This window comes from Pseudomonas sp. BBP2017 (assembly GCF_003024385.1).
In the GTDB taxonomy this organism is placed as follows: Bacteria; Pseudomonadota; Gammaproteobacteria; order Pseudomonadales; family Pseudomonadaceae; genus Aquipseudomonas.
Map to the genome: position 1 here is coordinate 156,609 of NZ_PVZN01000011.1, position 12,192 is coordinate 168,800.

General features: G+C 61.2%; 8 protein-coding genes and 1 other RNA gene. 8 read left to right on the forward strand and 1 reads right to left on the reverse strand.

Annotated features, from left to right (window positions below):
- Positions 1 to 5 precede the first annotated feature (5 nt).
- From C6382_RS15355 to ffs, 5 genes are all read left to right on the forward strand, one after another.
- On the forward strand, positions 6 to 665 hold the full coding sequence (locus tag C6382_RS15355) for a GntR family transcriptional regulator (protein ID WP_107025260.1): 660 nt from the start codon (positions 6 to 8) through the stop codon (positions 663 to 665).
- Between the two features lie 2 nt (positions 666 to 667).
- A complete protein-coding gene (gene smc / locus C6382_RS15360) occupies positions 668 to 4,156 on the forward strand; it encodes a chromosome segregation protein SMC (protein WP_107025261.1) in 3,489 nt (1,162 codons plus the stop codon).
- Between the two features lie 204 nt (positions 4,157 to 4,360).
- Positions 4,361 to 5,236 (forward strand): cell division protein ZipA, encoded by an 876-nt coding sequence (gene zipA, locus C6382_RS15365; RefSeq protein WP_107025262.1) that lies wholly within the window; start codon positions 4,361 to 4,363, stop codon positions 5,234 to 5,236.
- Between the two features lie 101 nt (positions 5,237 to 5,337).
- Positions 5,338 to 7,692 (forward strand): NAD-dependent DNA ligase LigA, encoded by a 2,355-nt coding sequence (gene ligA, locus C6382_RS15370; protein WP_107025263.1) that lies wholly within the window; start codon positions 5,338 to 5,340, stop codon positions 7,690 to 7,692.
- A 122-nt stretch (positions 7,693 to 7,814) separates the two neighbouring features.
- Positions 7,815 to 7,911: signal recognition particle sRNA small type (gene ffs, locus C6382_RS15375), an RNA gene on the forward strand.
- Positions 7,912 to 7,948: 37 nt separating this feature from the next.
- On the opposite strand, the gene C6382_RS15380 is transcribed toward ffs, so the two are convergent.
- Entirely contained in the window at positions 7,949 to 8,752 is an 804-nt protein-coding gene (locus tag C6382_RS15380) for an ABC transporter substrate-binding protein (RefSeq protein WP_107025264.1), read from the reverse strand.
- Positions 8,753 to 8,881: 129 nt separating this feature from the next.
- Here C6382_RS15380 and dnaX point away from each other — a divergent pair, with 129 nt between their 5' ends.
- The 3 genes from dnaX to recR all read left to right on the forward strand — a co-directional run bounded on the left by dnaX (position 8,882) and on the right by recR (position 12,053).
- The gene (dnaX, locus tag C6382_RS15385) at positions 8,882 to 10,957 is read left to right on the forward strand and encodes a DNA polymerase III subunit gamma/tau (protein ID WP_107025265.1); all 2,076 of its coding nucleotides are present in this window, start codon (positions 8,882 to 8,884) and stop codon (positions 10,955 to 10,957) included.
- A 69-nt stretch (positions 10,958 to 11,026) separates the two neighbouring features.
- Complete coding sequence (locus C6382_RS15390; RefSeq protein ID WP_028945400.1) at positions 11,027 to 11,353, forward strand: YbaB/EbfC family nucleoid-associated protein; 327 nt, start codon at positions 11,027 to 11,029, stop codon at positions 11,351 to 11,353.
- Between the two features lie 97 nt (positions 11,354 to 11,450).
- Complete coding sequence (gene recR / locus C6382_RS15395; protein WP_107025266.1) at positions 11,451 to 12,053, forward strand: recombination mediator RecR; 603 nt, start codon at positions 11,451 to 11,453, stop codon at positions 12,051 to 12,053.
- The last annotated feature ends 139 nt before the right edge of the window (positions 12,054 to 12,192 follow it).

Genomic DNA, 12,192 nt, shown 5'->3' on the forward strand with positions numbered 1-12,192 from the left:
AAACCATGACGTTCAAGGCGCCGGACAGCCTCTCCGAGCAAATTGCCCACTACCTGGCTGAGCGGATCATCCGCGGCGAGCTCAAGCCTGCTGAGCGTATCCAGGAGCAGAAGGTCACCCAGGCACTGAACGTCAGTCGCGGCTCGGTACGTGAAGCCTTGCTGATCCTCGAGCGTCGGCACCTGGTGACCATCCTGCCGCGTCGTGGCGCTCATGTAACCGAGCTCGACGAACATGGCGTGCGCAGCCTGTGCACTTTGATGGGCGAGCTCTACATCCTGCTGGGCAATGCCGTTGCGCAGAACTGGCGCAATGAAGGCGACCTGCAGGCGTTCCTGAACATTCAGCAACGCCTGACCAGTGCTCTGCAGCGCCAGGACATCAAGGTCTTCGTCGAAGAAAGCTTTGCGGTGATGCGTGCGGCTTACCCGTTCGCCAACAATCCTTACCTGCAGGAAACCGTTGAAAACCTGCAGCCGGCCATGAGCCGCGCCTATTACCTGGCGCTGGATCAACGCAAGGCCGAAATGGGCGACTTCCTGGCGTTGTTCGCCAACCTGCTGGAGGCCGTGGTTGCCCGCGATCAGGCGCGCATCCGTACGGTGCTGGTCGAATACTGCCAGCGCAGCTGTGAGCTGGTGCTGGCGGCACTGGCGACTGCCTGAGCATGCGCCTCAAGTGCATTCGCCTGGCCGGGTTCAAGTCGTTTGTCGATCCGACCACGGTCAACTTCCCCAGCAACATGGCAGCGGTGGTCGGGCCCAATGGCTGCGGCAAGTCCAACATCATCGATGCAGTGCGCTGGGTGATGGGCGAAAGCTCGGCCAAAAACCTGCGTGGCGAGTCGATGACCGATGTCATCTTCAACGGCTCGACCAGCCGCAAACCAGTGAGTCAGGCCAGTATCGAGCTGGTGTTCGACAACTCGGACGGCACCCTGGTCGGTGAATACGCCGCCTACGCGGAGATCTCCATCCGCCGCAAAGTCACCCGCGACGGGCAGAACACCTATTACCTCAATGGCACCAAGTGCCGGCGTCGTGATATCACCGACATCTTCCTCGGCACCGGTCTGGGGCCGCGCAGCTATTCGATCATTGAACAGGGGATGATCTCCAAGCTGATCGAGGCCAAGCCGGAAGACCTGCGCAACTTCATCGAAGAAGCGGCCGGGATCTCCAAGTACAAGGAACGTCGGCGCGAGACCGAGAACCGCATCCGCCGTACCCATGAAAACCTCGAGCGCCTGACCGACCTGCGCGAAGAACTGGAGCGCCAGCTCGAACGCCTGCATCGCCAGGCCCAGGCTGCCGAGAAGTACAAGGAGTACAAGGCCGAGGAGCGTCAGCTCAAGGCACAACTGGCGGCCTTGCGTTGGCAGGCTCTGGATCAGCAGGTCGCTCAGCGCGAAGCGGTAATCGGTGATCAGGAAGTTTCCTTTGAGGCGCTGGTGGCCGAGCAGCGCAATGCCGATGCCAGCATCGAGCGCCTGCGTGATGGCCATCATGAGCTGTCCGAGCGCTTTGGGCAGGTGCAGGGGCGTTTCTATTCGGTTGGCGGCGATATCGCCCGGGTCGAGCAGAGTATCCAGCACGGCCAGCAGCGCCTGCGCCAGCTTCAGGACGACTTCAAGGAAGCCGAGCGCTCGCGTCTGGAGACCGAGTCGCACCTGGGGCATGACCGCACCTTGCTGGCGACTCTCGGCGAAGAGCTTGCAATGCTTGAGCCTGAACAGGAAATGACCCTGGCCGCCGCCGAAGAATCGGCTGCGACCCTGGAAGAAGCCGAAGGCACCATGCACGGCTGGCAGGAGCAGTGGGACGCGTTCAACACCCGCTCAGCCGAACCACGCCGTCAGGCTGAGGTGCAGCAGGCGCGTATTCAGCAACTCGAACAGACGCTGGAACGTCTGGCCGAGCGCCAGCGCAAGCTGGCTGAAGAGCGCGACCAGCTCAGTGCCGACCCTGAAGATGCTGCGATTCTGGAGTTGGGTGAGCAAGTGGCGAGCAGCGAGCTGGTGCTTGAAGAGCTGCAGCTGCAGGAACAACAGGTGGTCGAGCAGCTGGAAACCCTGCGCGAACAATTGCAGCAGGCCGTGCAGGCGCAGCAACAGACCCAGGGCGAATTGCAGCGCCTGGGCGGTCGCCTGGCCTCGCTTGAAGCGTTGCAGCAGGCCGCGTTGGATCCGGGCACCGGCACCGCGCAATGGTTGCGCGAGCAGGGCCTGGAGCAGCGTCCGCGTCTGGCTGAGGGCCTGCGGGTCGAGCCGGGGTGGGAGTTGGCGGTGGAAACCGTGCTGGGCGCGGATCTGCAGGCCGTGCTGGTGGAGGACTTCAATGGCCTTGATCTGGCAGCGTTCAGTCAGGGCGATTTGCGCTTGCTTGATTCAACGGCCGAAAGTGCGTGCATGCCGGGCAGTTTGTTCGACAAGGTTGAAGGCCGGGTCGATCTGGCGCCTTGGTTGGGGCAGGTTGTGCCGGTGGAGAACCTTGAGCAGGCGCTGGCCCAGCGCAGCCGCTTGAGCGACGGGCAGAGTCTGGTCAGCCGAGATGGCTACTGGGTTGGACGGCATTTTCTGCGGGTCAATCGCGCCAGCGATGCTCAAGGTGGGGTGCTGGCCCGTGGCCAGGAGCTGGAGCGCCTGGGGCTTGAGCACCAAGAGCTGGAGGTCGCACTCGAATTGCTTGAGGCCCGGCTGCAAGAGCAGCGCGAGCAGCAGCAAGGGTTGGAGGAGCATCGTGAACAATTGCGCCGTCGTGCTCAGGATGAGGCCCGCCAGCAGAGCGAGCTCAACGCACGGTTGTCGGCCGGCAAGGCGCGCGCCGAGCAATTGAGCTTGCGCCGTCGACGTCTGGAGGAAGAACTGGCTGAACTGCTTGAGCAGCGCGCCCTCGAAAGCGAGAACCTCGGCGAGTCGCGCCTGCAACTGCAGGAGGCCCTTGATCTGATGGCTCAGGACACCGAGCAGCGCGAACTGCTCCTCGCTCAGCGCGACAGCCTGCGTGAGCGCCTCGACCGGGTACGTCAGGAAGCCCGTCAGCACAAGGACCACGCTCATCAGTTGGCCGTGCGCCTGGGCTCGCTGCGGGCCCAACACGATTCTACCCGTCAGGCCCTGGAACGCCTGGAGCTGCAGTCGGAGCGCCTGACGGAAAAACGCGAGCAGCTGAGCCTCAACCTTGAGGAGGGCGAAGCGCCGCTGGAAGAGTTGCGCCTGAAGCTCGAAGAATTGCTGGAAAAGCGCATGAGCGTGGATGACGAAATGCGTCAGGCACGTTTGCATATGGACGAGGCTGACCGCGAGCTGCGTGATGCGGAAAAACGCCGGACCCAGGCCGAGCAGCAAGCGCAATTGCTGCGCGGTCAGCTGGAACAGCACCGCCTGGAGTGGCAGGGGCTGAGCGTGCGGCGCAAAACCCTTCAGGAGCAGCTACAAGCCGACGGTTATGACCTGCAAGGGGTGCTTGGCACCCTCAGCGAGGGGGCCAGCGAAGAAGAGGCCGAACAGGGGCTGGAGCGCATCGACGCCCGCATCCAGCGCCTGGGCGCGATCAACCTGGCGGCCATCGATGAGTATCAGCAGCAGTCAGAGCGCAAGCGCTATCTGGATGCTCAGGATGCCGATCTGGTCGAAGCCCTGGACACCCTGGAAAACGTCATTCGCAAGATCGACAAGGAAACCCGCAACCGCTTCAAAGATACCTTTGATCAGATAAATGCCGGATTACAGGCACTTTTCCCAAAAGTTTTCGGTGGCGGCAGTGCTTACCTGGAACTGACGGGCGAAGATTTACTCGATACAGGGGTAACGATCATGGCGCGGCCACCGGGCAAGAAGAACAGCACCATCCACTTGCTCTCGGGCGGGGAGAAAGCGCTGACCGCCCTGGCCCTGGTGTTTGCCATTTTCAAATTGAACCCGGCACCGTTCTGCATGCTCGATGAGGTCGATGCGCCACTGGACGATGCCAACGTCGGACGCTATGCCCGGTTGGTCAAGGAGATGAGTCAGACAGTGCAGTTCATCTATATCACCCACAACAAGATCGCCATGGAGATGGCCGATCAGTTGATGGGGGTTACCATGCATGAGCCGGGTTGCTCCCGTCTGGTTGCAGTCGATGTGGAGGAGGCGATGGCCATGGTCGACGCCTGACTGGAGGCGATAAGGCGCGAACCTGCGCTAAATGGCCCTGTCAGTTGCGACAGACGGTGTAAAGTTATCTTTGGTCGTGCTAGCTTAATGTCACTTATTTTTTGCGTGGGTAAAAACGCCTGTCAGAACATAGAGTTGGCGCCACGTTTTAAAGGGGTTTAAACCCTTTATTTTTCAGCATTTTTTACAGAGGCACAGGATTACATGGAAATCGGTCTGCGCGAGTGGCTGATCGTCATCGGCATCATTGTCATTGCCGGTATTCTTTTTGACGGCTGGCGTCGTATGCGCGGCGGCAAGGGCAAGTTGAAGTTTCGTCTGGATCGCAGCTTCTCCAATGCCCCTGATGACGACAACGGCCCCGAATTGATCGGCCCGCCGCGGGTATTGGAGACCCACAAGGAGCCTGAGCTGGACGAGCACGACCTGCCGTCCATGAGTGCTGCGCGCGAGCGTGACAGCAACAGCAAGCCTAAAGCCGCAAAACGCAAGCGTGGTAATGAGCCGCAACAGGGCGACCTGAACCTTGCTGCCGAACCGCGTGTGCGTGAGCCGGACCTGTTTGCCAGCGCTGACGACGATTATCCGGATGAAAGCCGTAACAACGGCAACGCCTTTGCCACCACCGAAGCCCGTGACCTGCCACCGGTTGAAGAAGTCCTGGTGATCAGCGTGATTTCCCGTGACGAAGGCGGCTTCAAAGGCCCGGCCTTGCTGCAGAACATTCTGGAAAGCGGTTTGCGTTTCGGCGAAATGGATATTTTCCACCGTCACGAAAGCATGGCCGGTAATGGCGAGGTGCTGTTCTCGATGGCCAACGCGGTCAAACCGGGCGTATTCGACCTGGATGACATCGACCACTTCAGCACCCGTGCGGTGAGCTTCTTCCTTGGTTTGCCGGGGCCGCGTCATCCCAAGCAGGCCTTCGATGTCATGGTCGCTGCTGCGCGCAAGCTTGCCCATGAGCTCAACGGTGAGCTCAAGGACGACCAGCGCAGCGTCATGACTGCCCAGACCATCGAGCATTACCGTCAGCGCATCGTCGAGTTCGAGCGCCGTGCCCTGACCCAGAAACGCTAGCAGCATCGCCGGCCTAGCCGGCGATGGATGCGCTACAGAAAGTAGAGACATGCCCAAAGAGCAGCCCAGGCTGCTCTTTTGCTTTGCAAGAGAATACGAAAATGACCGCCAAATCCCGAATCCTCGAACTGCGTGCCGAGCTCGACCAGCACAACTATCGCTATTACGTGCTCGACGAACCCAGTATCCCGGACGCCGAATACGACCGTCTGTTCAACGAGCTCAAAGCCCTGGAAGCCGAGCACCCTGAGCTGGTGACGGCCGATTCGCCGACCCAGCGCGTCGGTGGTGCAGCCTTGTCGTCCTTTACTCAGGTGCGCCACGAAGTGCCGATGCTGAGCCTGGGCAACGCCTTCGAGGAAAACGACTTGCGCGAGTTCGACCGGCGCGTGGTCGAAGGGCTCGACTTGCCGGCAGGCGATTTGTTCGGTGACGGCGCGGCGGTGGACTACAGCTGTGAGCCCAAGCTCGATGGCCTGGCGGTCAGCTTGCTGTACCGAGACGGGCAACTGGTACAGGGCGCCACCCGTGGCGACGGCACTACCGGTGAAGACATCAGCGTCAATGTGCGTACCGTGCGCAATATTCCCTTGAAGCTGCAAGGCGAAGGCTGGCCAGCCGTGCTTGAAGTGCGCGGCGAGGTGTACATGTCCAAGGCCGGCTTCGAGCGCCTGAACCAGGCGCAGATCGCCGCGGGCGGCAAGACCTTCGCCAACCCGCGCAACGCCGCGGCGGGCAGTTTGCGTCAGCTGGATTCACGGATCACTGCCAGCCGCCCGCTGGAGTTCTGCAGCTATGGCCTGGGCCAGGTCTCGGCGCCGCTGGCTGATACGCATATCGGCACTCTGGAGCAGCTCAAGGTCTGGGGCCTGCCGATCAGTCGCGAGCTACGCCATGCCGCAGGCGTCGCCGAATGCCTGGAGTACTACCGCGATATTGGCGCGCGCCGTAATGACCTGCCTTACGAGATCGATGGCGTGGTGTTCAAGGTCAACAGCCTGGCTTCCCAGCGCGAGTTGGGCTTTCGTGCGCGCGAACCACGCTGGGCCATTGCCCACAAGTTCCCGGCCATGGAAGAGTTGACCGAAGTGCTGGACGTCGAATTCCAGGTCGGGCGTACCGGTGCGGTCACCCCGGTGGCCCGGCTCAAGCCAGTGAAGGTGGCCGGGGTTACGGTGTCCAACGCCACCCTGCACAACATGGACGAAGTAGCGCGCCTGGGGCTGATGATCGGCGATACGGTGATCATCCGTCGCGCTGGCGATGTGATTCCACAGGTGATGCAGGTAGTGCCTGAGCGTCGTCCTGACGATGCCCGGCCGGTGCACATTCCCACGCAGTGTCCGGTGTGTGGCTCACAGGTTGAGCGCACGCAGTTGATCAAGCGCAGCAAGGGCAAGGAAACCGTCAGTGAGGGCGCGGTGTACCGCTGCGTCGGCCGTCTGGCCTGCGCTGCGCAACTCAAGCAGGCGATCATTCACTATGTCTCGCGGCGCGCCATGGACATCGAAGGGCTCGGCGAAAAGAGCGTCGAGCAACTGGTGGATGAAGGCCTGATCCGTTCGGCGGCCGACCTTTATCAGCTGACGTTCGAGCAGATTGTCGATCTGGAAGGCTTTGCCGAGTTGTCGAGCAAGAATCTGCTGGCGGCCATTGCCGCCAGCAAGCAGCCTAGCCTGGCGCGCTTCATCTATGCCTTGGGTATTCCCGACGTGGGCGAAGAGACCGCCAAGGTCCTGGCGCGCTCGCTGGGTTCGTTGCAGCGGGTCATGGCGGCGTTGCCGCAGGTGCTGACCTACCTGCCGGATATCGGTCTGGAAGTGGCCCACGAGATCCATAGCTTCTTTGAAGATGAACACAACCGCAGCGTTATCAGCCAACTGCTGGAGCGTGGGCTGCAGTTGCAAGATGAGGGTGATCTGGGCGCCGAATTCGCGGCCAGCACCACACTTGCCGGGCTGATCGCCAAGCTGGATATTCCCTCGGTGGGGCCGACGGGCGCCGAGAAGCTGGTGGCCAAGCTCGATAGCCTGGAAAAAATCATTGCCGCCGATGGCATCGACCTGCGTCAGGTTCTGAACACCAAACAGGCAGAGGCGGTACGCGAATTCTTCCGTGATGAGGCCAATCAGCAACTGGCGCGCGATGTTGAAGCACAACTGTCCGCGTTCGGTATGCACTGGACGAGTGAGAAGAAGGTTGCCTCCGGCTTGCCGCTGGCCGGTCAGACCTGGGTGCTGACGGGTTCTCTGGAGCGCATGAGTCGCGATGTCGCCAAGGATAAGCTGGAAAGCCTGGGCGCCAAGGTCGCAGGCTCAGTGTCGGCCAAGACCCATTGCGTGGTGGCCGGGCCGGGTGCCGGTTCCAAGCTGGCCAAGGCCAGCGAACTGGGGCTCAAGGTGCTGGACGAAGATGCATTCGTGGCCTTTCTGGGGGATCACGGTGTTGCCATCTGAGCACTGGAACACAGCCAAGTCATTGAGTACGGATGGTTTTTTTTGAATTAGAGGTTGTATCTTCACTTGATTCCGGTACAATGGCGCGGCTCGTCGCCAGATGAGCTGCGTTATGGTGACCCCATCGGTCCCCCCGCATTGATTACCCGTTAACCTGGTCAGGCCCGGAAGGGAGCAGCCATAGCGGGAACATCGAGTGCCGGGGTGTGGCTGGTGGGGTCGCCACCTCTCTTCAAGCCATGCGCTTTTTCCTGCTTTACCTATCTTGTTTATTAATCGTCTTTGTTGCGCGTGCTATCTCGCCTGCTTGTTTCTGGCTGTCCAGCGCTGCCGTATGGCGTCTGACCATCCGCTCAATCTCTCCAGATTTTTTCATGCTATCAAGGCTGCGCAGAATGCCTTGCGTGGGTACGCTTGGGTCATTTCGCACATAGCAGCTGAGCGTCTGCTCCTCCAGTAATGCCACCGCCTTGAAACGTTGAGCTTCGGGTAGCGAGCGATTAAACCAGTCAAGGCTCCACTGACTGCTAACAGCATAGCGATAGCGTCCGGCCTTGAGTTTCTGCAGCACTTGCAACTGACTTCGGGCATCGTCGCGAATGAGCTGGCCGTTGTCGAATTGTGCCTGCAGTGCAGGGTAATGAAATCCAAGCACGGTACCAATGACCTGGCTGGACAGCTGCGCCAGATTTGCCGGTGCTGCTTCGTGGGGATCAGCCACCAGCATATCGCGCTGCTGGAACAGCGGCGGGCTCCAGCTGAAGTTGCCCGACTGCCCACCACTCCAGGACGGCATCACGAAACAGCGCATATCGACGCTGCCACGCTCCATCGCTGCCTGCAGGCGCAAGCGCGGCATTACGTGAAATTCAGGGCGACGCTGCACGCGGCTGGCCAGGGTGTTCATCAGGTCGAACATGACGCCTTCGACCGGCTGGTTGTTTTCCAGGCGCACCAGCGGCATGGTCCAGCTATCGGCGACTGCAAAACGCAAGGGTGGTAGCTCAGCGGCCGACAGCTGGCCGATGTACAGCGTCAACAGGCTCAAAACCCAGCGCATCCACGTCTCCTTGAGTAGCAACAGCATCCTGGCGAACAAAGCTTATACGTCAGGCTGCATAGCGGATGCAATTTCAGGCCTGCTCCGCTAGGATTAGCGGTCTTTGGTCTATCAATTTGACGGTTTTCGATGAGTTATCAGGTTCTTGCACGTAAATGGCGTCCGCGCTCGTTCCGCGAAATGGTCGGCCAGACCCATGTGCTCAAGGCTTTGATCAACGCACTGGACAACCAGCGCCTGCACCATGCCTACCTGTTTACCGGCACCCGAGGCGTGGGTAAGACTACTATCGCGCGGATCATCGCCAAGTGCCTGAACTGCGAAACCGGCATCACCTCGACCCCCTGTGGCACCTGTTCGGTGTGTCGGGAAATCGACGAGGGGCGTTTCGTTGACCTGATCGAGATCGACGCTGCCAGCCGCACCAAGGTCGAAGACACCCGCGAGCTGCTCGACAACGTGCAGTACGCACCGAGCCGTGGGCGCTTCAAGGTCTATCTGATCGACGAAGTGCACATGCTCTCCAGCCACTCGTTCAACGCCTTGCTCAAGACGCTGGAAGAGCCGCCACCCTACGTCAAGTTCATCCTTGCCACCACGGATCCGCAGAAGCTGCCGGCGACCATTCTGTCGCGCTGCCTGCAGTTTTCCCTGAAGAACATGACCCCCGAGCGGGTGGTCGAGCATTTGAGCCATGTGCTGGCTGCCGAGAACGTTCCGTTCGAAGACGACGCGCTGTGGCTGCTTGGCCGCGCGGCCGACGGCTCGATGCGCGATGCCATGAGCCTGACCGACCAGGCCATCGCCTTCGGTGAAGGCAAGGTATTGGCCGCCGATGTGCGGGCCATGCTTGGCACGCTCGATCATGGCCAGGTCTATGGCGTCCTGCAGGCGCTGCTTGAAGGTGACGCACGGGCCTTGCTCGAAGCGGTGCGCCACCTGGCCGAGCAGGGGCCGGACTGGAGCGGCGTGCTGGCCGAGATGCTCAATGTACTGCATCGGGTTGCCATTGCCCAGGCGCTGCCTGAAGCCGTGGACAACGGTCAGGGCGATCGTGATCGGGTACTGGCCCTGGCCCAGGCGCTGCCGGCAGAAGACGTGCAGTTCTACTATCAGATGGGCTTGATCGGTCGTCGTGACCTGCCATTGGCTCCCGATCCGCGTGGCGGCTTCGAAATGGTGCTGTTGCGCATGCTAGCGTTCCGTCCCGCCGATACTGATGACGCGCCGACGCCGGTACTAAAGCCGGTGGGGATCAGCCAGGCCACAGCTGATTCGGCAAGTGCGGTGGCAGCAGCGAGTGCCGCTGCGCCTGCGGTGATTGCTGCGCCGGTTGTCGAGTCTGCGCCTGCTGCTCCTGAGCTGGCAGCTGTTGCTCAACCTGAGCCGGAGCCTGAGCCCGCGCCCGCGCCCGCGCCCGCGCCAGTCGAGGACAAGGCTGAAGCGCCTGAGCCGGTTGTCGACCTACCTTGGAACGATCCAGCCCTGGTCCAGTCTGTTGCCGAGCCTGAGCCCGAGGCTGCAGTTGCTGCGCCCGAACCTGTAGTCGAATCGCCGCAACCAGCCCCAGCGCCGGTCCAGGCGGTGGTGCGCCAGGACGAGCCGCCTCACGACGACAGCATTGGCTACAGTCCAGTCGGCATGGAGCGTGACGACGAGCCACCGCTGGACGAAGATTACTACGAGCCGGAGATGGATCCGGCCAGCTACAGTTACCTGGATGAACTGGCTATCGAGCATGTGCACGAAGAGACGTCGGCCGCTGCTCCCGAGCCGTTGCCAGCGGCCATGCCGGCCACCGGACTGGCTTTGCAATGGTTGGAATTGTTCCCGCAGTTGCCGATCTCCGGAATGACCGGCAGTATCGCCGCCAACTGTACGTTGATGGCCGCCGAAGGCGATGACTGGCTGCTGCACCTGGACCCGGCCCACAGTGCGCTGTTCAACGCGACCCAGCAGCGCCGCCTGAACGATGCCTTGAACCAGCATTTCGGGCGCACGTTGAAGCTGTCCATCGAGCTGATTCGCCCGGAGCAGGAAACCCCGGCCCAGGCGGCAGCACGCAAGCGTGCCGAGCGCCAGGGGGAGGCAGAGGCTTCGATTGAAGCCGACCCGCTCATCCAGCAGATGATCAAGCAGTTTGGTGCCATGGTGCGACACGATACTATTGAGCCTGTAGACGCCCCGGCAACCCAGGGCGAATGACTGAATGACACAAGCGGCCTGGGCCCGACCCGCGCCGCACCCCGTAAGACTAAATTTGAGGTGATCCCCATGATGAAAGGTGGCATGGCCGGCCTGATGAAGCAGGCTCAGCAGATGCAGGAAAAAATGGCCAAGATGCAGGAAGAACTGGCCAACGCCGAAGTGACCGGCCAATCCGGCGCCGGCCTGGTGAGCGTGGTGATGACCGGTCGTCACGACGTCAAGCGCATCAGTCTGGACGACAGCCTGATGCAGGAAGACAAGGAAGTGCTGGAAGACCTGATTGCCGCCGCCGTCAACGACGCGGTGCGCAAGGTCGAGCAGAACAGCCAGGAAAAAATGGGTGGCATGACCGCCGGTATGCAGCTGCCGCCTGGTTTCAAGATGCCGTTCTGAGTCAGCACTTGTAGTACCTACGGTGGGAGCACGGCTGTGAGGCCGTTGCTCCCACCGTCGTTTTCCCCGCGCTTATTGAATATCCAGGTTATTGCCCATGAGCTTCAGTCCCCTGATTCGCCAACTGATCGATGCCTTGCGCATCTTGCCCGGCGTCGGCCAGAAAACCGCTCAGCGCATGGCACTGCAGTTGCTCGAACGCGACCGCAGTGGCGGCGCACGCCTGGCTCAGGCCCTGAGCCAGGCCATGGAAGGGGTTGGCCATTGCCGTCAGTGCCGTACCCTGACTGAGCAGGAGCTGTGCCCACAGTGCGCCGACACGCGCCGCGACGATACGTTGCTGTGCGTGGTCGAAGGGCCAATGGATGTCTATGCGGTGGAGCAGACTGGCTATCGTGGTCGTTACTTTGTACTCAAAGGGCACCTGTCACCGCTGGACGGGCTGGGGCCTGAGGCGATCGGTATTCCTCAATTGATGACGCGTATCGAAGAGCAGGGTACCTTTACCGAGGTGATCCTGGCGACCAACCCGACGGTGGAAGGCGAGGCGACTGCTCATTACATTGCGCAGTTACTGGCCGATAAGGGCCTGGTGGCTTCGCGCATCGCTCATGGGGTGCCATTGGGCGGAGAACTGGAGCTGGTCGACGGCGGGACGCTGGCGCATTCCTTTGCCGGGCGTAAGCCGATTTCCCTGTAATTCTGCAAGTGCCATCGCGGGGCAAGCCCGCTTGTGTCTATGGCCGGAAGTAAACTCTAGGGTGAGAGAGGTGGATGGCAAGCTGTGAGTCCGCGGTGCTTAAAGCACGAGTGGGAGCAAAGCTGCCATCCACCTTTCC